Here is a 24,464-nt window from a genome sequence, read left to right as displayed (position 1 = left end):
GGACGCTTTCCCTGAACGACAACCCCGCGAGGGAAGAACTCGCCTTCCTGAGGCAGGGGCGAGACGCTCGGTGCGTCGCCGAACCAGGGCCGCCCCTTGAATCCGCCGTCGAACCGGCTGCACTCGGCCCCGGCGGCATACACTCCACGCCAGGGGTCGGTCGTCGGGCAGTCGTCGGGCCCGCATCCTCGGGGGTCGGATCGGGGAGGGGAGAGGCGCATGTCCTCGATGACGACGCCGAGCGACGCGAACACCGCGACGAGGCTGGAGTTCTGGCGGGACGTCGTCAGCCGGAGCTTCGTGCCCCTGCCCTGATGTTCCCCCCGGGCCATGCTCGGGATGCCGGAACGCGACCTGGCACGGGTGATGGCGATCTCGGTGTCGTGCCGCGACGGGCTGGGCACGGTGGTGCGCCCCTTCCTGTACGGACTGGCGTGTCAGGCGGACGAGTTGGAGTCGCTCGGCACGTCCCGGCTCGCCGACAACGTGGCCGACCTGGTGGGCACGCTGTCGCATCTGCCGGTCGGCGCCATCGGCAGCCGCTGGGGCTTCCCAGGCCCGGCCCACTTCAGCCACGCCTTCAAGACGGCCTACGGCAGCAGCCCGAGCCAGGCCCGCACAGCGTAGTCCGCGCGCACGGTAAGGACGGTGACAGTGCTCAGCCCGGCAAGCCTCCGTGCACCGCCGTGAAAGCCCGAACGCCCACCGATTTCGTCATCGGCGCCAACACCATCGTGGAAGTCAGCCATGCACGGGTGAACATGCCTCGACTGCAGTGGGTGCTCTTCCGTGTCAAGGTCGAGCCGGTGACCGAGAGCGTGGCGAAGACGTCCGCGCAACTGCTCAGGGCCGCGGGTCAGCACGGCCACACGTACGCGATCGACGCGACCGTGGCCGAGGTGGCGCTGCGCCAGCCGGGCCCGGTGGCCATGCTGACGTCCGACGTCGACGACATGACCCGGTTGTGCGGTGACCGTGTCCGGCTCATCGGCATCTGAGCGGAAGCTCGACGCTGCCCTCCTGACCCCGAAGGCTCATCACCGGCCGATGGGGAGCGTTCGTCCAATCCGCCGGTCGTAAGGGATACGCCCAGCTCAGGCTGCGATGGGTGAAAGGCTCGACCGAGTTCGCCGATCGTGAAGATCTGGCTCAAGGACACGCAGCGGGTTCAGCCGACGACCGGCATGGACGGGGCCCCTGGCGGCATGTTGAACGGCGTGACCACCTGGATCGCCGAGGGCAGCGAGGGGCCGTCGTCGGGGAGTGCCTTGTGGGCGCGCATGATGATCTGGCAGGTGCGGCGCATGTCCTGGCGCAGGTCGTGGTGCAGGACCGCGGACAGGCGGCGATCGCGCAGCAGCCGGGTGTTGTCGTGGTCAAGGTCGTGGGCGATGAACACCGCGCACTCCCGCCCGAGCGCGTCGAAAGCGTCGAGGGTGGCGAGGTTGCCCCCGCCCGCGGAGTAGACGGCGATGATGTCCTCGTCCCGCTTGAGCGCCTCCAGGACGAGATCGTGCTGGGTGGCGTCCAGGCCGTCGCTGTCGGTGACCTCCACCAGGGCTCGTCGGGGGTCGGCGAGGCGCATGGCGCTGCGAAAGCCCATCTCGCGTTCCTCCTCGCCACGGAAGGAGCCTCGGCTGATGGTGGTGAGCACGTTGCCGGGCCGCTTGCCCAGCCACTGTCCGAGGAGGTAGGCGGCGGTGGCACCGGCCGCGCGGTTGTCGATGCCGACGTACGCCAGGCGCGGGCTGTGGGGCAGGTCGGTCACCAGGGTGACGACGGGGATGCCGGCCGCGACCAGCCGGCCGACCGCGGCGGCGATCTCCGGCTCGTCGGGGGCCTTGAGGATCACGCCCTGCGTACCACGCTTCGCGATCTTGTCCAGGGTCCCGATCAGCTCGGCGGGAGGGCAGCTCTCACGGAAGTGGAAGCGCGAGCGCACGTGAGCGGGATGCAGGGAGGGCAGTTCGGCTTCGAGCGCCTCCCGAACGGCGGTGGAGAACCGCTCCGGGGTCTGCATCACGATGTCGATCATGAAGGTGCGGCCCCCGAGCCGGACCTGGCTCTGCTGGCGGTCCAGGTCGTTGATGGCTTCGTGCACCTCCCTGATGGTGCTCTCCGTCACATTGCCCCGGTCGTTGAGGACGCGGTCGACGGTGGCCGTGCTCAGTCCGGCCTGGCGAGCGATTTCCCTGATCGGGTAGGGGTGTCGCATGACTGATCCCAAGGCTGATGATGGATTTTTGATGTACCGATAAGCATTGAATGATGGGTTTGGGTTATCAACACTGGCAGAAATGCACGGACTGCGAAAGGACCCGGATGTCTCCCACAGCCGCGGGAGCGCGGACTTGGCTGACCGAGGCGGACTGCGATCTCGACGTGTTCCGCTCACTCGTGGAGCAGCGCACCGATCCGGGCGATCACCCCTCGGCCGAGCGGGTCGAACAGAACGTGCCGCTCTACGACAGCGAGCGGCTCCGCTCCCTGGCGACCTCCCCGGAGGGCCGTCGTAGCGTGCAGGACGAGTTGGTCCGGGCTCTGCTGGACGGGCCCGGCATCGTGGTCTTCAAGCGCGCCTTCCCGGACGTGGCTGTCGTGGACCGGGCGTCCGACGCCTTCCGCGCACTGATCGAGGAGGAGCGGGCGAGCAGCGCGGCCCGCGGTGACCACTTCGCCAGGCCCGGCGCGAACGACCGCGCCTGGAACGCCCTGGACAAGGTGGCCGTGCGGGCGCCGGAGGTGTTCGCCGACTACTACGCCAATGACGTCCTGGCGCTGATCGCCGAGGCCTGGCTGGGCCCCGGCTACCAGGTGACCTCCCAGATCAACGTGGTCAACCCGGGCGGCGCCGCGCAGAACGTGCACCGCGACTACCACCTCGGCTTCCTCACCCAGGAACGCGCCACCGCCTACCCGGCGCACGTCCACCGCCTCTCGCCGGTGCTGACCCTGCAGGGCGCGGTGGCCCACTGCGACATGCCCGTCGAGTCCGGCCCGACGCTGTATTTGCCGCACTCGCAGAAGTTCGAGCCCGGTTACCTCGCCTGGCGCCTGCCGCGGTTCGTCGAGTACTTCGGCGCCCACCACGTCCAGCTCCCGCTGGAGAGCGGCGACGCGGTCTTCTTCAACCCGGCGCTGTTCCACGGCGCCGGACACAACCGTTCGACCGACATCAAGCGCATGGCGAACCTGCTGCAGATCTCCTCCGCCTTCGGCCGCGCCATGGAGACGGTGGACCGCGAGGCGATGGCGAACGCGCTCTTCCCGGTGCTGCTGCGCCGCAAGGCCGAGGGCGTCTCGGAGGACTGGCTGCGCCGCGTGATCGCGGCCACCACCGAGGGCTACCCCTTCCCCGCCAACCTGGACCTCGACCCGCCGGTCGACGGTCTCGCACCGTCCTCCCAGGCGGACACCGTGTGGCAGGCCGTCGACGAGGGCTGGGCCCCCGGGCGGCTGCGCCAGGAACTGCAGGCGGCCGCCAAGCGCCGCCGGAGCTGAAAAGGACACAGCACTGATGGGACTTCTTGAGGACAAGGTCGTCCTCGTCAACGGCGGCAGCCAGGGCGTCGGCGCGGGCATTGTGCGGGCGGCCGTGCGGGAGGGCGCGAGCGTCGTCTTCACCGGCCGCCGGGCCGAGGTCGGCGAGAAGCTCGCCGCGGACACGGGAGCGCGCTTCGTGCGGGCGGACCTCTCCGATCCGGCGCAGGCGCGTGGCAGCGCCGTACAGGCCATCGATGCTCACGGGCGCATCGACTGCCTGGTCAACGCGGCCGGGCTGACGTCGCGTGGCTCGCTGCTGGACACCACGCCGGAACTGTTCGACCAGCACATCGCGATCAACCTGAAGGCACCGTTCTTCGCGATGCAGGCGGCGGTGGCCGACATGACGGCCCGCAGGGCGCCGGGCACCATCGTCAACATCATCTCCAACTGCGCGCACGGCGGGCCGCCCTTCCTGGCGCCGTACTCGGCGGCCAAGGCCGGTCTGGCCGGCCTGACGCGCAACGCCGCGCACGCGCACCGCTGGGACCGGATCCGGATCAACGGCCTCAACATCGGCTGGACGGACACCGAGGGCGAGGACGCCACGCAGCGCGCCTTCCACGACGCGGGCGACGACTGGCGGGTGAAGGCCGCCCGGTCGCAGCCGATGGGCAAGCTCGGGCAGGTCGACGAGATCGCCGACTTCGTCGTCTTCCTGCTCTCCGACCGCAGCGGTGTGGTGACCGGCTCGGTCATCGACTGGGACCAGATCGTCTTCGGCGGCCAGGACTGAGCCGCACTTCAGCAGGAACTGAGCCGCACTTTCAGTAGAAGGAGCACGATTCTCATGCGTATAGGCATCATGGGACTGGGCCGCATCGGCGCCTTCCACACGGAGACCCTCTCCGGGCTCGACGCGGTGGACTCCCTGGTGGTCACCGACCCGGTGGCCGCGGCCGTCGCCTCGGCCACCGAACGCTTCGGGGCCACCGCCGCCGACTCCCCCGAGACCCTGCTCGCCGCCGGAGTCGACGGCGTCGTGATCGCCGCCGCGACCGACGCGCACCCCCAGCTCATCCTCGCCGCTGTGAAGGCAGGTATCCCGGTCTTCTGCGAGAAGCCCGTGGCCCGCGGTGTCGAGGAGAGCCTGGAGGTGCTGCGTACGGTAGAAGGCGGCGGCGTCGAGGTGCACATCGGCTACAACCGGCGCTTCGACGCGGGCTGTGTGGCCGCGCGCAAGGCGGTGGTGAGCGGTGAACTCGGCGATCTGCACACCGTACGGTCCACCACCCTCGACCCCGCCCCGCCGCCGCCCGCCTACGTGGCCGTCTCCGGCGGCATCTTCCGCGACTGCAGCGTGCACGACTTCGACATCGTGCGATGGGTGACCGGCCGCGAGGTGGTCGAGGTGTACGCGACCGGCGGCAACCGCGGCGCGGACTACATCCGTGAGGCGGGTGACGTCGACACGGCGTCCACCCTGCTCACCCTCGACGACGGCGCCATCGCCGTCATCTCCAACTCCCGCCACAACGCCCGCGGTTACGACGTGCGTCTGGAGCTGCACGGCATGAAGGACAGCATCGCGGTCGGCCTGGAGGACAAACTGCCGCTGCGTTCGGTGGAGCCCGGGGTGACCTTCCCGGCCGGCACCCCGCACCACTTCTTCATGGACCGCTTCACCGCCGCCTACCGCGCCGAACTCACCGCGTTCACCGAGGTAGTCGCCGGCACCCGTACCTCCCCCTGCACGGTCGCGGACGCCATCGAGGCGAGCTGGATCGCCGAGGCGTGCACCCTGTCGCTCCACGACCACCGGCCCGTACGGCTCGACGAGGTGCGCAAGGCATGACGGACCAGCCCCTGCGGATCGGCGTCCTGGGCGCGGCCCGGATCGCCGAGCTGTCGATCGTCGGCCCGGCCCGTGCGACCGGCCACCGCCTCGTCGCGGTGGCCGCCCGCGACCGCGGCCGGGCCGAGTCCTTCGCCGCCGCGCACAGCGTGGAGCGGGTGGCGGACTCCTACGCCGATCTGGTTGCCGACCCGGAGATCGAGGTCGTCTACAACCCGTTGGCCAACGGCCTGCACGGGCCGTGGAACCTGGCCGCCCTCCAGGCCGGCAAGCACGTCCTCACCGAGAAGCCGTCGGCGAGCAACGCGGCGGAGGCGGCCGAGGTCCACGCGGCCGTCGCCAAGGCGGGCACGGTGTTCATGGAGGGCTTCCACTACCTGTTCCACCCGGTCATCCGGCGCCTGTACGAGCTGCTGGACAGCGGGGAGCTGGGCGAGCTGCGGCACGTCGAGACCGTGGTCGCCATGCCCGCGCCGCCGGACAGCGACGTACGGTGGTCGCTCCCGCTGGCGGGCGGCGCCCTGATGGACCTCGGGTGCTACAGCCTGCACGCCCAGCGCATGCTCGCGCCGTGGGCAGGTGGGGCGCCCCGGATGGTCGCCGCGCGCGGCGGGGAGAAGGCCGGGGCCGCGGGGGTCGACGAGTGGCTGGACGCCGATCTGGAGTTCCCGGCCGGCGTCACGGGTACCGCCCGCTGCCACATGGCGTATCACGAGTGGCAGATGAGCTGCCGCGTCGTGGGCTCGCGCGGCGAAGCCACGGTGGTGAACTTCGTGCAGCCCCACCTGGTCGACCGGGTCGTCGTGCGTACGGCCGCCGGTGAGCGCACCGAGGAACTCGGCCGCCGCTCCTCGTACACCTACCAGTTGGAGGTCTTCGCCGCCCATCTGCGGCACGGTGCACCGCTGGTGCTCGACGCCGACGACGCGCTGACCACCATGCGGCTCATCGACGCCTGCTACCGGGCGGCCGGGTTCCCGGTCCGGCCACGTACGGTCCTTCCGGACGTCGGCTGAGAAGCAACGAAAGAGGGCGGTACCCGACCGGGTACCGCCCTCAACTGCTGTGTACCGCCTACTGGTAGAAGGCAGGCCGCTCGATCGGCTCGACCTCGACGCGCCGCCCCTCCCGCTGGGACAGCACGCCCGCCTCGCACACGGCCGCAGCCGCGTAGCCGTCCCAGACGCTGGGGCCGGTGATCCCGCCGCGCCGGGTGGCGTCCACCCAGGCCTGGACCTCGCGGTCGTAGGCGTCGTCGAAGTGCTCGACGTAGTCCGGCGTGATACGTCCGCCCCAGCGGCCGTCGGCGCTCAGCCGCGGCCCGTGCTCGTCACCGATGCGTACGGTGCCCCGCTCGCAGACCGCTTCGGCGTGCACCTGGTAGCCGTAGCCGCAGTGGCCGAAGATCTCGACGTCGGCCAGGGCACCCGACTCGGTTTCGAAGAGGACGAATTGAGGGTCGTTCATACCGGCCGGAGCATGCGACGTCGGGGCCGGCTTGTGCACGGTGACCGCTGTGATCTCCTGGTCGAGGAGCCAGCGGGTCACGTCCATCTCGTGGACCACCGAGTCGTTGATGAGCATCTCGTCGGTGAACCACGGCGGCATGGACAGGTTCCGGTGCCGATGGTGCAGCATCAGTGCCCTGCCCAGCCCTCCGCCGTCGAGGAGCCGCTTCAGCTTCATGTATTCGGTGTCGTACCGCCGCATGAAGCCCACCTGGATACGCCGGTGCCCGAGCCGCTGCTCCGCCTCCAGGACGCGAAGGGCGGAGGCCGCGTCGGGGGTGAGCGGCTTCTCGCACAGCACCGGCAGGTCACGGCCGAGGGCTTCGAGCAGGGCCGCCTCGTGGGCGGGCCCCGGCGAGGCGATGAGTACGGCGTCGACGTCCGTCGCTGCCAAGGCCGCCATGGGTTCGGTGTACGCCGTGCAACCCTCGATGGCGTCCGCGAGCGTCTTGGCGCGCTCCGCCTCGATGTCGACGACGGCGCTCACGCGTGCCCCGCTGACGACGTGCTGGAGTCTGCGCACATGATCCGCGCCCATCTTGCCGGTGCCGACGACGGCAACACCCAGTACTCGCTGAGGTGGCATGTTCGTGATGTCTCCGGTGCCGGTGAGGGTCAGTTGGCCTGGGGGGCGCCGGCCTGAAGAGCGTCCTCTTCGGGTAGCTCCTCCGCGTCGACACCGCGGACCTGGGCCAACTCGTGCTTGAGTGCGGCGAGTTCGGTGCCGCCGGCCATGTGGTTGGTCAGCTCCTCCAGCGTGATCTCGCTGCGTTCGGCGGACAGTTCCATGGTGCCCAGGCGCAGCACGCTGAAGTGGTCGCCGACCATGTAGGCGTGGTGCGGGTTGTGGGTGATGAAGATGACGCCGAGGCCGCGCTCGCGGGCGGCGGCGACGTACTTCAGCACGACACCGGACTGCTTGACGCCGAGGGCGGCGGTGGGCTCGTCCAGGATCAGGACGCGGGCGCCGAAGTAGACGGCGCGGGCAATCGCCACGCACTGACGCTGGCCGCCGGAGAGGGTGCCGATGGGCTGTTCGAGGTTGTCAAGGAGGATGCCCATGTTGCGCAGTTCCTCGTCGGCGGTCTTCTTCATCTTCCCGATGTCGAGGCGGCGGATCGGCCAGGGGCCCTTGGTCATCTCGGAGCCGAGGAAGAAGTTGCGCCACACCGGCATCAGCGGGACGGTCGCCAGGTCCTGGTAGACGGTGGCGATGCCGCGGTCGAGGGCCTGGCGCGGGGTCGAGAAGTGCACCGGTTCGCCGTCGACGAGGAACTCGCCCTCGGTGTGCTGGTGCAGGCCCGAGATGATTTTGATGAGGGTGGACTTGCCGGCGCCGTTGTCGCCCAGCACGCAGGTGACCTGGCTGGGGCGGACGGCGAGGTCGACGCTGTGCAGGGCGCGGATGTTGCCGTAGGACTTGCCGGCGTTGCGGAGCTGGACGATGGGACGGTCCTCGCCCTCGGGCGTGGTGTCCTGGAGGATGGCGCCGTGGGTGCCGGTTCCGTTGCTTGTCATGGGGGTCACCTCCGGGTCGCTGTGCGCTGGACCCACAGATTGATGAGGGCGGCGCCGAGCAGCATCACGCCGAGGAACGTCTTGAACCAGTCGGGGTTCCAGCCCGCGAAGACGATGCCCTGCTGGACCATGCCGAACATGAACGCGCCGAAGACCGGGCCGATCGCCGAGCCGGCGCCGCCGGTCAGCAGGCAGCCGCCGATGACGGCCGCGGAGATGTAGATCAGCTCCTGCCCGACGCCCTCGCCGGACTGGACGGTGTTGAAGGTGAACAGCTGGTGCATGCCGACGAACCAGGCGCCGAGGCCGACCAGCATGAACAGCGAGATCTTCGTGAACGTCACCGGCACGCCGACCGCCCGCGCGCTGTCCTTGTTGCCGCCCACCGCGAAGATCCAGTTGCCGTACTTGGTACGCAACAGGACCCAGGTGGCGATGGCCGCGAAGACCAGCCAGTACACGATGGTGATCTTGACCTGGACGCCACCGACGTCGAAGGTCGACGCGAAGACCTTCTTGGCCTGGTTGAAGCCGTCCATGTCGCTGATGCCGTCGGTCGCCACATTGCCGGTGAACAGCTTGGTGACGGCGAGGTTCACGCCCTGCAGCGTCAGGAAGCTGCCCAGAGTGATCAGGAAGCTGGGCAGCCCGGTCTTGACCACCAGCCAGCCGTTCAGGAAGCCGACCCCCAGCGACACCAGGAGCGCAACGATCACGCCCACCCAGACGTTCATGCTCAGCTGATAGCTGATCATGGCCGCGGTCAGCGCCGAGGTGATCACCGCGACACCCGACGACAGGTCGAACTCGCCGCCGATCATCAGCAGGGCCACCGGCAGGGTCACGATGCCGAGGGTCGACGACTGGTAGAGCACCGTCGCCATCGAACTGCCGTCACGGAGCGTCGGCGCTGCGGTGAAGAAGAAGACGAACACCGCGAGGGCGCCGAGGAAGACGCCCACTTCGGGCCGGGCCAACACCTGGATGGCCAGCGGCCGTTCAGAGGTCCGCCCGTCCTTCTGAGCGGCCGGCGGGGCCGGCGACGGGGAGCCCGTCGCCGGTGCCGATGTCTGGGTCGTGGTCATCACCGGGTTCCCTTCGCGGCGAACTGGGCGATCTTGTCGACGTTGGTCTTGTCGACGAAGGCCGGCCCGGTCAGCACGGGTGCCACGCCGCCGCCGCTGTAGTTGCCGTTGTTCTTGTAGAGCCACAGGGAGTCGACCGACAGATAGCCCTGCAGGAAGGGCTGCTGGTCGATGGCCCACTGGATCTCGCCGGCCTTGATGGCGCCGACCGCGTCCTTGTTGAGGTCGAACGTGGCGAGCTTGGCCTTGCTGCCGGCGTCGGCGATGGACTGGATGGCGGTCATCGCGAACGGGGCGCCGAGCGTCGTCACATAGTCGATGGAGTTGTCCTGCTGGAGCTTGGCGGTGATCGTCGACTTCACCGACGGCATGTCGGTGCCGTTGACGTAGAGGATGTCGGTCTTGCCCTCGAACGTCTTCTTCACGCCGGCGCAGCGGGCCTCCAGGGCCACCTGCCCCTGTTCCATGATCACGCAGACGGTGTGCTTGGCGCCGGCCTCGTTGAGCCTGCGGCCGAACGCCTCGCCGGCGATGCTCTCGTCCTGGCCGAAGTACGACAGCAGGCCCTGCTTCTTCCAGTCCTGCACGCCGGTGTTGAAGCCGACGACGGGGATGCCGGCCTTCTCGGCCTTGGCGACCACGCCCTTCATGGCGTCCGGCTTGGCGAGGGTGACCGCGATGCCGTCGACCTTCTGGTCGATCGCGTTCTGCACCAGGTTCGACTGGTTGGGGCCGGCTGGGTCGCTGGAGTAGACGAGCTTGACGTTGTCCTTGGCGGCGGCGGCCTGGGCACCCTTGCGGATCGTGTCCCAGAAGGTGTCGCCGGGGGCCGCGTGCGTGATCATCGCGATCGTCATGCGGGGAGTGTTGGCCTTGCCGGCCGAGATATCGTTTCCGCTCTCTTCGGCCTTCTTGCCTCCGGAGCTGCTGGAGCATCCGGCGACAAGCAGTGCGGCGGCTGCCGCCGCGACGACGGGGACGATTCTGCGGGGGCGGGGGTGGGACGAACGGTCCATCTTTCCGGCACCTCACTGTGCTGCGGGGGAAAGGGAGAGGCGGCTGACCGAGCAGACGCTGCTGATCACATGTCGTTAACACTGCTGTTGCCTATGACGAGATAGAACCGTCATGCCACCCGGAGGTCAACGCTTGTAATGACATCATTTGTCCATCAGGGCAAGATGTCAGAACAATTGCTTGACGCTGGCTGCGCGTGACCTCTACACCTGAAATGGCCGGGCGTCCCCGGCCCTTTCCCTTCGCCTTCCTGATCGCGACGGGGGATGCGTGCCCGCATGCAGGAGATCCACGAATGAACGCTTCCTTTGATGTGATAACCATGGGCCGAACGGGCGTCGACATATATCCACTGCAGACCGGGGTCCCCCTGGAAAGGGTCGAGAGCTTCGGCAAGTTCCTGGGCGGCTCCGCCACCAACGTCGCGGTCGCCGCAGCCCGTCTCGGACGTTCCACCGCCGTGATCACCCGCACCGGGCAGGACCCGTTCGGCAGGTATGTGCACGAGGCGCTCAAGGGGTTCGGGGTCGACGACCGCTGGGTGTCGCCCGTGGCCGACCACCCGACGCCCGTCACCTTCTGCGAGATCTTCCCCCCGGACGACTTCCCCCTGTACTTCTACCGCCGGCCCAAGGCCCCCGACCTGGAGATCAGGACCGGGGAACTCGACCTGGACGCCATCCGGAGCACTCTCGTCTTCTGGATCACCGGCACCGGCCTGAGCGAGGAGCCCAGCCGCTCCGCCACGCTGGCCGCCCTCGAAGCACGGGCCAAGCGGGGCATCACCGTCTTCGACCTCGACTGGCGCCAGATGTTCTGGAAGGACCCCGACGAGGCCCGTCCGTACTACGCCGAGGCGCTGCGGCACGCCACCGTCGCCGTCGGCAACCTCGACGAGTGCGAGGTCGCGACCGGCATGCGCGAGTCCCGCGCTTGTGCCCAGGCGCTCCTTGACGCCGGCGTGGAGCTGGCCGTGGTGAAGCAGGGCCCCAAGGGCGTGCTCGCCGTACACCGCGACGGCAGGGTCGCCGAGGTACCTCCCACGCCCGTCGAGGTCGTCAACGGGCTGGGGGCCGGCGACGCGTTCGGCGGTTCGCTCTGCCACGGCCTCCTGACGGGCTGGGACCTGGAACAGATCATGCGGTACGCGAACGCGGCCGGCGCCCTCGTCGCCTCCCGGCTCGCCTGCTCCTCCGCGATGCCCACCCAGGCCGAGCTGGGCGACTTCCTCGCCCGCCGCTGACCCCCCACACGCCTCATCGAAAGAGGTCACCCCATGACCATCGGCATCACCGACCTCCCGGCGATCCGGGCACGGCACCCCGAGGCCATCGCCGAGGCCGCCGCCCGCCGCACGCGCCGCCCCCTGATCGGGGACAGCGGCCGCCTGATGATCATCGCCGCCGATCACCCGGCCCGTGGTGCTCTGGCAGCAGGCGGACAGCCGTACGCCATGGCCCGGCGCGCCGACCTCCTGGAACGCCTGTGCACCGCGCTGTCGAGACCCGGCGTCGACGGAGTACTCGGCACCGCCGACATCCTCGAAGACCTGCTGCTCCTCGGCGCCCTGGAGGGCAAGGTGGCGATGGGATCGATGAACCGGGGCGGCCTGGCGGGCGCCTCCTTCGAACTGGACGACCGCTTCACCGGCCACCGGCCCGAGGACCTCGCCCGGCTGCGCTTCGACGCGGGCAAGCTGCTGCTGCGCATCGACTACGACGACCCGGGCTCGCTGACCACGCTGGAGTCCACCGCACAGGCCGTCCACGCGATGGCCCAGCGTCGACTGCCGCTGTTCATCGAGCCGTTCATCTCCCGGCGGAACGACGGACGCGTCAGGAACGACCTGAGCACCGATGCGGTCACCCACTCCGTCGCGATCGCCTCCGGCCTCGGCGGCACCTCCGCCTACACCTGGCTCAAGCTCCCCGTGACCGACAACTCCGACGACATGGCGCAGGTCATGGAGGCGTCCACGCTGCCCGCCGTCCTGCTGGGCGGCGACGTCGGACCGTCCGCCGAGGAGCAGGAGGCCGCGTACGAGAAGTGGCGCAAGGCCCTCCAACTCCCCACCGTGCACGGTCTGGTCGTCGGCCGCTCGCTGCTCCACCCCGCCTCCGGCAGCGTGGAGGACGCGGTCGACACGGCCGTGGGTCTGCTGTGAACGGGCGCCGCCCGAACGAGGCTCACGCCGTGACCCGTCCGCCCGAGCCGCAGGGCCGGGACTACCGGTGTCACCTGCCCGCGGGCAAGACCGCAAGCGGCCCATACGCCGCCCACGTCACCCCCCGGACCGCCGGCTGGGAGTACTCCGGTCTGCGCGTCCTCGACCTGCCGCCCGACGGCTGGCACGACTTCGACACCGGCGACAGCGAGTGGATCGTCCTCCCGCTGTCCGGCTCCTGCACGGTCGCCGTCGATGGCCGGACGTTCCGGCTGACCGGGCGGGAGAGCGTCTTCACCGGCGTCACCGACTTCGTGTACACCCCGCGCGATGCCCATGTCTCCCTCGCCACCCGGGGCGGCGGCCGCTTCGCCCTCACCGGCGCACGCTGTGAGGGGCGTCTGCCCGCCCGCTACCAGCCCGCATCGGCCGTTCCCGTCGAGCTGCGCGGCAGCGGCCAGTACAGCCGGCAGGTCAACAACTTCGCCGCCGCAGGGGCCTTCGAGTGCGACAAGCTCATCGCCGTCGAAGTCCTGACGCCAGGCGGCAACTGGTCCTCCTTCCCGCCGCACAAGCACGACGAGGACCGTCCGGGCGAGAGCCGGCTGGAGGAGATCTACTACTTCGAGATCGCCGGTGACGACGGCCTCGGCTACCAGCGGGTCTCCCCCTCCGGCAACGGCCGCAACACCGATCTCCTGGCCGAGGTCCGCGACGGCGACATCGTGCTCGTGCCCGACGGCTGGCACGGTCCCACCGTCGCCGCGCCCGGCCACGACATGTACTACCTCAACGTCATGGCCGGCCCCGGCATCGACCGCGCCTGGCTCATCTGCGACCACCCCGACCACGCCGGGGTCCGGGACACCTGGGACGGCCGGCCGGTCGACCCCCGCCTGCCCCTCTACGCCGCCCCCGACAGTCGCCGCGACCACGCCTGAGTCCGGCCGTCCGAAAGGAAACCCGCACCCGATGAAGAACCTCCACCACTGGATCAACGGCAAGCCCAGCAAGGGTTCGTCCGAGCGCTACGGCCCCGTCCACAACCCAGCCACCGGCAACCAGGAGAAGCTGGTCCCCCTCGCTTCCGTCGAGGAGGTGGACGCCGCGGTCGCCGCCGCGAAGGACGCCTACGTCTCCTGGGGCCAGTCCTCGCTCGCCAAGCGCACCACGATCCTCTTCAAGTTCCGCGCGCTGCTCGACGCCAACCGCGACGCCATCGCCGAGCTGATCACCGCCGAGCACGGCAAGGTGCACTCCGACGCCCTCGGCGAGGTCGCGCGCGGCCTGGAGATCGTCGACCTGGCCTGCGGGATCACCGTGCAGCTGAAGGGCGAACTCTCCACGCAGGTCGCCACCCGGGTCGACGTTTCGTCCATTCGTCAGCCGCTGGGCGTGGTCGCGGGCATCACGCCGTTCAACTTCCCGGCCATGGTGCCGATGTGGATGTTCCCGATCGCCATCGCGTGCGGCAACACCTTCGTACTCAAGCCGTCCGAGAAGGACCCGTCGACGTCCCTGAAGATCGCCGAACTGTTCGCGGAGGCCGGTCTGCCCGACGGCGTCTTCAACGTCGTACACGGTGACAAGGTGGCGGTGGACCGCCTGCTGGAGCACCCGGACGTCAAGGCCGTCTCCTTCGTCGGCTCGACCCCGATCGCCCGCTACATCCACACCACGGCCTCGGCGAACGGCAAGCGCGTCCAGGCCCTGGGTGGCGCCAAGAACCACATGCTGGTCCTCCCGGACGCCGACCTGGACGCGGCCGCCGACGCCGCCGTATCGGCCGCCTACGGCTCCGCGGGCGAGCGCTGCATGGCCATCTCCGCGGTCGTGGCGGTCGGCGCGATCGGCGACGAGCTGGTGGAGAAGATCCGCGAGCGCGCCGAGAAGATCAAGATCGGCCCCGGCAACGACCCGACGTCCGAGATGGGCCCGCTGATCACGGCCGTGCACCGCGACAAGGTGGCCTCCTACGTCACCGGCGCCGCCGCCGAGGGCGCCGAGGTGGTCCTCGACGGCACCGGCTACACGGTCGACGGCTTCGAGGACGGCCACTGGATCGGCATCTCGCTGCTCGACAAGGTGCCGACCAGCGCGAAGGCGTACCAGGACGAGATCTTCGGCCCGGTCCTGTGCGTGCTGCGCGCCGAGACCTACGAGGAGGGCGTGGCCCTCATCAACAGCTCGCCGTTCGGCAACGGCACCGCGATCTTCACCCGGGACGGCGGCGCCGCCCGCCGCTTCCAGCTGGAGGTCGAGGCCGGCATGGTCGGCGTGAACGTCCCGATCCCGGTCCCCGTCGGCTACCACAGCTTCGGTGGCTGGAAGGACTCGCTCTTCGGCGACCACCACATCTACGGCAACGACGGCACCCACTTCTACACCCGCGGCAAGGTCGTCACCACCCGCTGGCCCGACCCGGCCGACGCCCCCACCGGCGTCGACCTCGGGTTCCCGCGCAACCACTGATGATGCCCGGGCGCCGGAAGGCGGAGGGCGGCACGGCTGTGCTCGACATCGCCATCGACCGTACGAGCCCGGTACCGCTGCACCACCAGTTCGCCCAGCAGTTGGAGCAGGCCATCGAGCACGGCCTGCTCCTCCCGGGCGCCCTGCTCGGCAACGAGATCGACCTCGCCGGACGGCTCGGCCTGTCACGGCCGACCGTCCGGCAGGGCATCAAGGCCCTGGTCGAGAAGGGGCTGTTGGTACGGCGTCGGGGCGTCGGCACCCAGGTCGTGCACAGCACGGTCAGGCGCCCTCTGGAACTCACCAGTCTCTACGACGACCTGGAGGAGGCCGGGCAGGCACCGAGCACACGGGTGGTACGCAACGACGTCGTGCCCGCGTCCGCCGAGGTCGCCGCAGCGCTGGGTATCAGGAAGGGCGACAGCGTGGTCCGGTTGGAGCGGATCCGGTACGCGGACGGACTCGCCGTGGCCGTCCTGCGCAACTACCTGCCGACCGACCTGCTGCTCGACCTGGACACGGAGCTGCTGGAGGCCACGGGTCTGTACCGGATCCTGCGCGCGGCCCGCATCAGTCTGCACAGCGCGCATCAGGCGATCGGCGCCCATGCGGCCACCGCCGAGGAGGGCGAACACCTCGGGGAAGTCGAGGGCGCGCCCCTGCTCGCCATGCGGCGCACGGCGTACAACGCCGCTGGGGAGGCCGTGGAGTACGGCACGCATCTCTACCACGCGGCGCGCTACGTGTTCGAGTTCCAGCTGCTCATGCGGAGGTAGGGCGTGGGCATTCGTCCCCGCCACCCCTGTGGCCTTTACCAGACCTACTTCACCAGCGCCGCGGCACTCCGGTACGCCGCCGCGACGGCCTCCCGCACCGGCAGCGCACGGTGTGTGTCGGAGAGGATCTCCACGCCCCAGGGGCCGCGAAAGCCGGCCGTGCGGAGCGCGGTGATGATCCCGGGGAGGTCGAAAGAACCCTCTCCGCACAGGCGACGGCGATGGACGGTGTCCTCGAAGAGCGTGCCGACGACCTGGCTGTCGGCGTCGTTGAGTTCCACGCCCACGATCCGCGACCCGGGTACGTCCGCCAGGTCGGCGGGCGGGGTGTGGGCGCGCTCGGTGTGCCAGACGTCGATGATGAGGCCGCCCGCCGGGTGACCGGCGGTCTCGACGAGCCTCAGGCCGTCGTGCACCGTCTTGAGGTTGGACCAGGGCAGGGGCTCGATCCCGAGCCGGGCGCCCACCCCGTCGGCCTGCGCCGCCAGCGTGGCGAACTCCTTGGCCCAGACGTCGAGGTCCCAGGGCGCGTCCGCCACGTCGGGGCCGATCTTGAAGGTGCGTGCGCCGAGCGCCTCGATGGCCCGCAGCATTCCGACGCGGACGGCGTCCGACGCGACCCGCCGGGGTCCATCGGCCCACCAGTCGGTCAGCAGCTCCAACTCGATGTGGCTGATGCCGTTGTCCTCGAAGAGCGACCGGATGCCGGCGAGCCCGTACGCGCGCTCGGCCTCCACTAGGTCCCAGTACAGCAGCCCGAAGCCCGTGAATCCGGCGTCGCGCGCCGCTTCCACCCGCTCCCGCAGGTTCAGCGGACTGCGCTGGTCTTCCTCATCGGGAGCGGCGTCGCCCGCGGTGGTCCAACAAGTGGCCAGAAATTCGTCAGCGGTCATTTCTGTTTCCTGGATTCCTCATGTTCGGAAAAAGACGCCGGCACGCAACGAATGGCAACTATAAGAATGGGCGCACGACGCCTCGGCATTCTTGGATGCCCTGCACGCGCCGGTCAATCCCTCAGAAGCCATCAAAAACACATCAGGACCTGTATACGGCTACGCGACCCCGCGCAGCACCGTGCGCAGATGCTCGGCGCTGGCCCACACATCCTCGACCGGCCCCTTTTCCTTGGGCTCCTCGGTCAGGATGGTGTCCTGTTCCAGGACGTACCAGCCGTCGTAGCCGCGTGCGCTGAGGTGGGTGACGATGGCCTGGACGTCCACGTCTCCCGCGCCCAGCGGGCGGTACATGCCCCCGCGTACGGCCTCGGTGTAGGCGAGGCGGCCCGACTGGACCTTGGCGGCGAGGGAGGCGTCCACGTCCTTCATGTGGGTGTGGGCGATGCGCTCGGGTGCCTGGCGGGTGAGTTCGGCCGGGTCGGTGCCGCCGATGAGCAGGTGGCCGGTGTCGAGGCAGAGGGAGATCGCCGAGTGCTCCAGGACGCGTCGGACCTCGTCGCCGTTCTCGATCATCGTGCCGACGTGCGGGTGCAGGACGGCGCGTACGCCGCGTTCGGCGGCCAGCGAGGAGAGCCGGTCGAGGTTGGACAGCAGCAGCTTCCAGCCGTCGGCGTCGAGTTCGGGGCGGGAGTCGTAGCCGTCCTGGCCGGTGACGGCCGACAGGACGAGGACTTCCGCGTTCGAGGCGGCGTAGCTCTGAAGGAGCTGTTCGGTCTCGGGCAGCGGGTCGTGTCCGGGCACGTGCAGCAGCAGCGGGGTGAAGCCGCCGACCGCGTGGAGGTCGTGGTGGGCGAGCGTCCGGGCCATGGCGTCAGGCTCGCCGGGCAGGAAGCCCTCGGGGCCGATCTCGGTGGCGGCCAGGCCGACTTCGCGCATCTCGTTCAGTACCCGTTCGGGCGTCAACTGGTAGCCCCAGCCGGGGACTTCGCACACGCCCCAGGAGATGGGCGCACCGGCGATCCTGTTCAGGGGTGACGTGGTCATGCCGTGGCCTTTCGGTGGTTCCAGTCGGGGTTGGCGACCGCGGTCGGCGGGCGGCCCGCGAGGACATCGGCGACACCGCGGGCGGCGTCGGCGAAGGTCAGGGTCTGCGCTCGCCACGTCATGCCCATTAGGTGGGGGGTGAGGACGACGTCGGGGTGGTCGAACAGCGGGTGGTAGGGGGCCGGTTCGGGGTCGAACACGTCCAGTCCGACGCCCGACAGCCAGCCCGACTCCAGGGCGGCCAGGGTGGCGTCCGGGTCGAGCAGGCCGCCCCGGCCGCAGTTGATCAGGATCGCTCCCGGCTTGATGCGGGACAGCAGGTCCTCGTTCACGAGGTGCCGGGTGCCCTCCACGAGCGGCGCGTGCAAGGTGAGCACGTCGCTCGACTCGGCCAGTTCACCGAGGTCGGCACAGGCGAACTCGGCGGGCGGCGGGCTGAACGGGTCGTGGGCGAGCGTCCACATCCCGAAAGCGGCGGCGAGTTCGCCCACCCGGCGGCCGATGCGGCCGTAGCCGACGATCCCGATGGTGGCGCCGTCCAGGTCGCCGACCGGTACGGCGTTCCGCTCGGCCCAGCGGCCGTCCCGTACCAGGTCGGTCAGCGGTTTCAGCCGCTTGGTCAGGTGCAGGGCCATGGCGAAGACGCCCTCGGCCACGGCCCGGCTGCCGCTGTTCGGGGTGATGACCACGGCGATCCCGCGGGCGGAGGCCGCCGCCACGTCGACCAGGTCGACGCCGACGCCGGTGCGGGCGATGACCCGCAGCCGGGGGGTCTGCCGGAGGAAGTCCTCGTCGACCCGCCGGTCGGCGCGGACGATGGCGCCCTCGGCGAGGGCGAGGTCGGCGGGCGTGGGATCGGTGACGAAGGTGACCCGCTCCCCGAGGACGGGGCCCACCGTGTCGGTGTCGACGGGGCCGAGGGCCACTACGACATGCTCGGTGACATGCTTGGTCATACGATCAACTCCGCACCGGATGACCGAAGTTCGCCCCCGGCACCTCGGGCACCGGCTGCCAGGAGCCACTCTCCGCGGAGGCGGCCGCGGCCGCGATCACCTCGGCGACGGCGTGCGCGTCCTCGATCGTCGAGTTGTGGTGCTCGATGCCGGCCACGGCGGCAAGGAACTTCTTGGCCTCGATCACCTTGAGGTCGTCGTAGCCCATGGTGTTCCCGGGACCGGGCTGGAAGCTGGCGTAGTCGCCCATGTGACCGTTGCCGAGCACGGTGGTGTAGCCCTGGTGGGGGCCGCTGCGGTCGAGGGCGACCCGCAGTTCGTTCATGCGCTCGAAGTTCCAGGCGACCGAGCCGTCGGTGCCGTAGATCTCGAAGCCGATGCCGCACTGCGGGCCGACGATGATGCGGGACGCCTCCAGGGTGCCCACGGCTCCACCACTGAAGCGGACCAGGGCGGCGCTGTAGTCGTCGTTCTCCACGGTGGCCATCTCACCGTCCTCGATCACCGCGAAGTGCGTGCCCGAGCCCATGGGCAGGATCGGGCGCTCGGTGTAGACGGTGCTGGTGAGGGCGGAGACCTCGTCGATGGGGGCGACGATGTAGCTGACCAGGTCCACGACATGGCTCATCAGGTCGCCGAGCGCGCCGTGCCCGGCCAGGTCCCGCTTGAAGCGCCAGGACAGGGCGCCCTTGGGCTCGGAGGCGTAGCCGGAGAAGAAGGTGGCGCGCACGTTGGTGATCCGGCCGAGTCTGCCCTCGGCGATCAGCTCGCGGGCCCGCTCGACGGCGGGGGCGTGCCGGTAGTTGTAGCCGATGGAAGTGACGACCCCGGCCGCGCGCGCCGCGGCGGCGACCTCGGCGGTCTCCTCGGCGCCGCGCCCGACGGGCTTCTCGATCCAGAACGGCTTGCCGGTCTTGGCGGCGGCGATGCCGATCTCGTGGTGGAAGAGGTTGGGTGCGCAGATCGAGACGACGTCGACGTCCGGGTCGTCGAGGACGGCGCGGTAGTCGGTCGTGGCCTTCTCATAGCCGAGGACGTCACGGGCGTAGCCGGCGCGGTCCTCGGCCGTGTCGGCGGCGTGCACCAGGCGGGGCTTGATGCCCAGCTCGGGGTAGACGGAGGGCAGGGCCTGGTAGGCGCGGCTGTGGAGTTTGCCCATCCAGCCGACGCTGATCAGTCCGACGCCGATCTCACGTGCGGCGCCCGGGGTGGTGGGGGTCATCGATGTCTCCCGATGGTCACAGGGCCTGGGCCCGGGCCTGGCCGAGCGCGGTGGACAGGGCGGCGGCGAGCAGGGTCGAGTCGGATCCGATACCGATGAACGTCCAGCCCTCGGCCCGCTTGGCGGCCGCGGCCGCTCCGTCGGGGACGAGGAGCCCGCACGCCTTGCCGTGGTCGGCGGCGGCCTTGCGGACGCGCTCCAGCGCCTTCCGGTAGACCGGGGCGCTGAACTCGCCCGGCACGCCGAGGTCGTGGCTGAGGTCGCGGGGGCCGACGAACAGCACGTCGACGCCGTCGAGGGCCGCGATGGCCTCGACCTCGTCCAGCGCGCTCGCCGACTCGATCTGGACCACGCCGAGGATCTCTCCCTCACGGTCCAGGGCTTCGGGGTCGAGTCCGAAACGGCAGGCCCGGTTGTAGGTGGCCACGCCCCGATCCCCCGCGGGCGGGTACCTCAGGTGCCGTATCGCTTCCCGGACTTCGGCCGCCGTGTCGAGGCGCGGCAGCATCACCCCGGCCACGCCGAGGTCGAGGACGCGGCCGATGCGGATCCGGGCCACGGACTCGACACGTACGACGGTCGGCACCCCGTAGGCCGCCGCGGCGGGGACGGTCGTACGGACCTGCTCCTCGCCTCCGGCGCCGTGTTCGAGGTCGAGCAGCAGCCAGTCGGCCCCGGCGGCAGCGCACACCTCGGCCGTGACCGGGGAGGCGGTGCCCACGAAGGTGCCCAGAGTGGCCTCACCGGCGGCGAGGCGGGCGCGCAGGCGGCCGTGGTCCAAGGGAGAGCGATTCAGATCCAGGGGAGAGCTGTTCATCCGTACCACCTCTGCGACGCCAGACCCTCTTCGTACTCGCCGCGCAGCTGCGCGGCCGTTTCCTGCTCGGAGACCTCGGCCGGGGCCACGTCCCACCACACGCCGGCGCCGGGCAGGTCGGCGTGCGGGATCACGGGGACGACCAGGACGACCGGGCCCTTGTGGTCGCGCGTCTCGGCCAGTGCGGCACGCACCTCGTCGGCGGTCGTGGCGCGGAGGGCACGTGCGCCGAGGCCCTCGGCGGTCTTGACGAGGTCGACCTGGATGTAGTCGCCCTCCAGGCGGGCGGGCTTGCCGGAGCCGATCTCCAGGCTGCCGTCGCGGTACCGGAACTCGTTGCCGAACTCCTGTCCGTTGCGGCCCATCTGGAGTCGGTGGATGACCTGGTAGCCGTGGTTCTCCGGGATCACGATCGTGAGCGGGAGCCTCTCCTGGGCGGCCGTGACCAGCTCCGTCGGCGCCATGAGGAAGGTTCCGTCGCCGAGCAGGGACAGCACCCGCTTCGACGGGTCCGGCTCGGCGAAGCGGACGCCGATCGCGGCGGGCAGCTCGTAGCCCATGCAGGAGAAGCCGAACTCCAGGTGGGCGAACCGGCCTTCGGTGGCGTCCCACACCTTCTGCAGGTCGCCGGGCGGACCGCCTGCGGCGGCGATGATCGTGTCGCCGGACTGCGCGTGCTCCTGGAGCAGACCGATCAGCTGGCCCTGGGTGAGGACCGCTCCGGTGTCGCGTACGACATCGGAGTCGTCGGGCAGCGACGCGAAGTCGAAGGAGGTGTCCGGGTCGAGCGCGGCGGCACGCTGCTCCCGCCACACCTCGTCCAGGGCGCGCACCTTCTTCTGCCAGCCCGCCGGTGTGGTGGTGCCGTTCGCGCGTACGGCGTCCGTCAGCGCGGCCAGGGCCCGCTTGGCGTCGGCCACGATGCCGGTCGCGCCCAGGCGGCCCGCGTCGTGCACGTTGACGTTGATGCTCGCGAAGCGCACGGCCGGGTTCTGGAAGATGGAGTGCGAGGCGGTGGCGAAGTCCGTCAGCCGCGAGCCGACGGTGAGCACGAAGTCGGCTTCCCGGGCAAGGACGTTGACCGCCGGAGTACCCTCCAGACCGATGCCGCCGAGCTGCCACCAGGCGCGGCGCTGGACCGCGCCCTTGCCCGCGAACGTCTCCGTGACGGGGATGCCCGCCGCGTCGGCGAGGGCCTCCAGCTCCCCGGTGGCACCGGAGTACACGACCCCGCCACCGGCGATGATCAGCGGCTTCTCCGCCTCGGCGAGCATCCGCGCGACCGCCGCGACCTCGTCGGCGTCCGGCGCGGGGCGGCGGATCGGCCAGTCGTGCTCGGCGAAGAACTCCGCCGGGTAGTCGTAGGCGTGAGACTGGATGTCCTGCGGGAGGGAGAGAACGACCGCGCCGGTGTCGACGTCGGTGAGCGCCCGCATCGCGGCGGGCAGCGCGGTGAGGAGCTGCTCGGGCCGGGTGATCCGGTCGAAGAAGCGGGAGACGGGCCGGAAGGCGTCGTTCACCGAGGCGTCGGCCTCGATGGGGTGCTGCAACTGCTGGAGTACGGGCCCCTGGTGGCGGGTCGCGTAGGTGTCGCCGGGCAGCAGCAGGACGGGCAGCCGGTTGACGGTGGCGAGGCCCGCGCCGGTCACCATGTTGAGCGCGCCCGGGCCGATGGAGGCGGTCACGGCGAGGGTGGCGTGCCTGCGCGTGGCCTTGCCGTAGGCGGTCGCGATGTGGACGAGTGCCTGCTCGTTGCGGCCCTGGATGAAGGGGAGTTGGTCGCTGAGCTGGTCGAGGGCCTGGCCGAGCCCGGCCACGTTGCCGTGGCCGAAGATGCCCAGCGCGGCCGGTATGAGGCGGCGGCGGTGGCCGTCGGCCACGGAGTACTGCCGGGAGAGGTAGGTGACGACGGCCTGGGCGACGGTGAGGCGCACCGTGCCCTGTTGCGTCCGATCGGTCATGAGTCGGCTCCTGATCGGGGGTGTGTACGGGGACGCGGCCGGGTCACCAGGGGCGGCCGTGCAGGACGATGGTCTTGACCTCGGTCATCTCGCTGACCGCAGCGCGGGGGCCTTCCTTGCCGTAGCCGCTGCCCTTCAGGCCGCCGTACGGCATGAGGTCGGCGCGCCACAGGGGCGTCCAGTTGATGTGGACCATGCCGGCGTCGATCTCTCGCATCGCCCGGACCGCGCCGGCCACGTCGGAGGTGAACACACCGGCCCCCAGGCCGTACGCCGTGCCGTTGGCCTGCGCGATGGCGGACTCCCAGTCCACTGCTGAGCTGACTGCGACGGCGGGCCCGAACAGCTCCTGCTGACTGAACGGGGAAGCGGGGTCGACATCGGACACGACGGCGGGGCTCACCAGGGCCCCGTCCCGCTCACCGCCGGTCAGGACGCGCGCTCCGTCCGCCCCGGCCTGCGCGATGGCCCGCTCCACCCGCTCCGCCTCGGCGGTCGCGATCAGCGAGCCCATGGTCGTCTCGGGGGACGACGGGTCCCCGGTCCGGATGGCCCGGACCTTGGGGACGAGAGCGTCCAGGAAGTCGCCGGTCACGGCGGGATGCGTGATCACCCGCTGGACGGAGATGCACACCTGTCCGGCGTTCACGTATCCGCCAGCCGCGACCGCGCTCGCGGCGAGTTCGAGGTCGGCGTCGGGCAGCACAACGACCGGGCAGGAGGCGCCGAGTTCGAGGGAGAGCTTCTTCACCCCGGCGACACGCGTAATGTGCTCGCCCGTGGCCGTCGAGCCGGTGAAGGAGATCTTCCGGACGCGAGAGTCGGTGATGAGGGCGTTGCCCACCTCCGCGCCAGACCCGACGAGCACGGAGAGCACGCCCTCGGGGAGCCCGGCGTCCACGAAGCACTCGGCGAGTTCCAGCGCGGTCAGCGGTGTCGAGGTGGCGGGCTTGAGGATGACGGCGTTGCCGGCGGCGAGCGCGGGTGCCAGCTTGTGCAGCACGAGCAGGGCCGGGTAGTTGAACGGCGTGATGGCCACCACGATCCCGCAGGGCTGGCGCAGCGTGAAGCCGACCTTGTCCAGGCCCATGTCGCTGTGTGCGTCCAACGGCAGCGTGTCGCCGTAGAGCTGGGTCCCCTCGAAGGCCGCGAGCCGGATCAGGTTCCCGGAGCGCGCCGCCTCGCCGGTGGCCTCGGTGATGGTCTTGCCGGACTCCGCGCTGATGGTCTGCGCGGTCTTCGGTGCCCGCTCGTCGGCGAGCTGTGCGGCACGCAGCAGGATGCGCATCCGCTCATGGGCAGGCGTACGCCGCCATACCGCGGCACCCCGCTCCGCCGCCGCCAGGGCCACCTCGACGTCCTCGGGGCCGGCCACCGCCACGGTGCCGACGGTCGAGCCGTCGAAGGGCGACGTCACGTCCCGGGTCCGTTCCGACCCTGCCGACGCTTGCCACCGGCTTCCGATGAGTAGTTCCGCAGGCGCCATTGCCTTTCCCTCCAGAGACCGTCAAGGCCGGTCCGCGGCTCTCCAAGGCTCTCCAAGGCTCTCCGAGGAGGTCCCGAACGACCTCTCACAAGGTCGAAGAAGTACTGATCAGCCAGCGGCCAGGCCGTTTACATGGGCGCAACGGTAGGTCGGTCGCAGGGCATTACTGAAGGGGAAGAATCCATCATTACCGCATCATTGGAT

Annotated in this window: 23 protein-coding genes; 11 read left to right on the top strand and 12 right to left on the bottom strand. The window is 70.2% G+C overall.

Annotation, left to right across the window (positions count from 1 at the left end):
- Positions 1–339 precede the first annotated feature (339 nt).
- Positions 340–627: a helix-turn-helix transcriptional regulator gene (locus B124_RS25930; protein WP_496505372.1), complete on the top strand. Its 288-nt coding sequence runs from the start codon at positions 340–342 to the stop codon at positions 625–627.
- A gap of 59 nt (positions 628–686) precedes the next feature.
- The gene (locus B124_RS25925) at positions 687–998 is read left to right on the top strand and encodes a DNA-binding protein (protein ID WP_496505371.1); all 312 of its coding nucleotides are present in this window, start codon (positions 687–689) and stop codon (positions 996–998) included.
- A 170-nt stretch (positions 999–1,168) separates the two neighbouring features.
- Here B124_RS25925 and B124_RS25920 read toward each other — a convergent pair whose 3' ends face one another.
- A complete protein-coding gene (locus B124_RS25920; RefSeq protein WP_496505370.1) occupies positions 1,169–2,215 on the bottom strand; it encodes a LacI family DNA-binding transcriptional regulator in 1,047 nt (348 codons plus the stop codon).
- A gap of 107 nt (positions 2,216–2,322) precedes the next feature.
- Between B124_RS25920 and B124_RS25915 the strand changes: the two genes are divergently transcribed.
- From B124_RS25915 to B124_RS25900, 4 genes are read left to right on the top strand one after another with little or no spacing between them, the layout of a single operon-like run.
- Complete coding sequence (locus tag B124_RS25915) at positions 2,323–3,501, top strand: phytanoyl-CoA dioxygenase family protein (protein WP_496505369.1); 1,179 nt, start codon at positions 2,323–2,325, stop codon at positions 3,499–3,501.
- Positions 3,502–3,517: 16 nt separating this feature from the next.
- The gene (locus B124_RS25910) at positions 3,518–4,279 is read left to right on the top strand and encodes an SDR family oxidoreductase (protein ID WP_496505368.1); all 762 of its coding nucleotides are present in this window, start codon (positions 3,518–3,520) and stop codon (positions 4,277–4,279) included.
- Between the two features lie 54 nt (positions 4,280–4,333).
- Complete coding sequence (locus B124_RS25905; protein ID WP_496505367.1) at positions 4,334–5,338, top strand: Gfo/Idh/MocA family protein; 1,005 nt, start codon at positions 4,334–4,336, stop codon at positions 5,336–5,338.
- Entirely contained in the window at positions 5,335–6,354 is a 1,020-nt protein-coding gene (locus tag B124_RS25900; RefSeq protein WP_496505366.1) for a Gfo/Idh/MocA family protein, read from the top strand. Before B124_RS25905 ends, B124_RS25900 begins: the two co-directional genes overlap by 4 nt.
- A 58-nt stretch (positions 6,355–6,412) precedes the next feature.
- On the opposite strand, the gene B124_RS25895 is transcribed toward B124_RS25900, so the two are convergent.
- The 4 genes from B124_RS25895 to B124_RS25880 are packed head-to-tail and all read right to left on the bottom strand — an operon-like array spanning position 6,413 to position 10,465.
- On the bottom strand, positions 6,413–7,432 hold the full coding sequence (locus B124_RS25895) for a Gfo/Idh/MocA family protein (RefSeq protein WP_496505365.1): 1,020 nt from the start codon (positions 7,430–7,432) through the stop codon (positions 6,413–6,415).
- 29 nt (positions 7,433–7,461) lie between these two features.
- On the bottom strand, positions 7,462–8,364 hold the full coding sequence (locus tag B124_RS25890; protein WP_496505364.1) for an ATP-binding cassette domain-containing protein: 903 nt from the start codon (positions 8,362–8,364) through the stop codon (positions 7,462–7,464).
- 5 nt (positions 8,365–8,369) lie between these two features.
- Complete coding sequence (locus B124_RS25885; RefSeq protein WP_496505363.1) at positions 8,370–9,449, bottom strand: ABC transporter permease; 1,080 nt, start codon at positions 9,447–9,449, stop codon at positions 8,370–8,372.
- Positions 9,449–10,465: a sugar ABC transporter substrate-binding protein gene (locus B124_RS25880; RefSeq protein WP_496505362.1), complete on the bottom strand. Its 1,017-nt coding sequence runs from the start codon at positions 10,463–10,465 to the stop codon at positions 9,449–9,451. Before B124_RS25880 ends, B124_RS25885 begins: the two co-directional genes overlap by 1 nt.
- 296 nt (positions 10,466–10,761) lie before the next feature.
- On the opposite strand from B124_RS25880, the gene iolC reads away from it, so the two are divergent.
- From iolC to B124_RS25855, 5 genes are read left to right on the top strand one after another with little or no spacing between them, the layout of a single operon-like run.
- Positions 10,762–11,709: a 5-dehydro-2-deoxygluconokinase gene (gene iolC, locus B124_RS25875; RefSeq protein WP_496505361.1), complete on the top strand. Its 948-nt coding sequence runs from the start codon at positions 10,762–10,764 to the stop codon at positions 11,707–11,709.
- A gap of 33 nt (positions 11,710–11,742) precedes the next feature.
- On the top strand, positions 11,743–12,630 hold the full coding sequence (locus tag B124_RS25870) for a Cgl0159 family (beta/alpha)8-fold protein (RefSeq protein WP_496505360.1): 888 nt from the start codon (positions 11,743–11,745) through the stop codon (positions 12,628–12,630).
- A 29-nt stretch (positions 12,631–12,659) separates the two neighbouring features.
- A complete protein-coding gene (gene iolB / locus B124_RS25865) occupies positions 12,660–13,571 on the top strand; it encodes a 5-deoxy-glucuronate isomerase (RefSeq protein ID WP_496505359.1) in 912 nt (303 codons plus the stop codon).
- A gap of 31 nt (positions 13,572–13,602) precedes the next feature.
- Positions 13,603–15,102, top strand: a complete 1,500-nt coding sequence (mmsA, locus tag B124_RS25860) for a CoA-acylating methylmalonate-semialdehyde dehydrogenase (RefSeq protein ID WP_496505358.1) — start codon at positions 13,603–13,605, stop codon at positions 15,100–15,102.
- 2 nt (positions 15,103–15,104) lie between these two features.
- Positions 15,105–15,878 (top strand): GntR family transcriptional regulator, encoded by a 774-nt coding sequence (locus B124_RS25855; protein ID WP_496505357.1) that lies wholly within the window; start codon positions 15,105–15,107, stop codon positions 15,876–15,878.
- Between the two features lie 44 nt (positions 15,879–15,922).
- On the opposite strand, the gene B124_RS25850 is transcribed toward B124_RS25855, so the two are convergent.
- The 7 genes from B124_RS25850 to B124_RS25820 all read right to left on the bottom strand — a co-directional run bounded on the left by B124_RS25850 (position 15,923) and on the right by B124_RS25820 (position 24,260).
- Positions 15,923–16,771 (bottom strand): sugar phosphate isomerase/epimerase family protein, encoded by an 849-nt coding sequence (locus B124_RS25850; protein WP_496505356.1) that lies wholly within the window; start codon positions 16,769–16,771, stop codon positions 15,923–15,925.
- Between the two features lie 159 nt (positions 16,772–16,930).
- On the bottom strand, positions 16,931–17,818 hold the full coding sequence (locus B124_RS25845; RefSeq protein ID WP_496505355.1) for a sugar phosphate isomerase/epimerase family protein: 888 nt from the start codon (positions 17,816–17,818) through the stop codon (positions 16,931–16,933).
- Entirely contained in the window at positions 17,815–18,774 is a 960-nt protein-coding gene (locus tag B124_RS25840; protein WP_496505354.1) for an NAD(P)-dependent oxidoreductase, read from the bottom strand. The genes B124_RS25845 and B124_RS25840 overlap by 4 nt, the downstream gene beginning before the upstream one ends.
- Before the next feature lie 4 nt (positions 18,775–18,778).
- Entirely contained in the window at positions 18,779–19,996 is a 1,218-nt protein-coding gene (locus B124_RS25835) for a Gfo/Idh/MocA family protein (RefSeq protein WP_496505353.1), read from the bottom strand.
- Between the two features lie 16 nt (positions 19,997–20,012).
- Entirely contained in the window at positions 20,013–20,813 is an 801-nt protein-coding gene (locus B124_RS25830; RefSeq protein WP_496505352.1) for an HpcH/HpaI aldolase family protein, read from the bottom strand.
- Positions 20,810–22,774, bottom strand: coding sequence for a 3D-(3,5/4)-trihydroxycyclohexane-1,2-dione acylhydrolase (decyclizing) (gene iolD / locus B124_RS25825; protein WP_496505351.1), 1,965 nt, complete (start codon positions 22,772–22,774; stop codon positions 20,810–20,812). The genes B124_RS25830 and iolD overlap by 4 nt, the downstream gene beginning before the upstream one ends.
- Positions 22,775–22,817: 43 nt before the next feature.
- The gene (locus B124_RS25820; RefSeq protein WP_496505350.1) at positions 22,818–24,260 is read right to left on the bottom strand and encodes an aldehyde dehydrogenase family protein; all 1,443 of its coding nucleotides are present in this window, start codon (positions 24,258–24,260) and stop codon (positions 22,818–22,820) included.
- Between the last annotated feature and the right edge of the window lie 204 nt (positions 24,261–24,464).

It is taken from the genome of Streptomyces sp. CNP082 (assembly GCF_059570535.1).
This window is presented reverse-complemented; position numbering and strand designations above follow the sequence as displayed.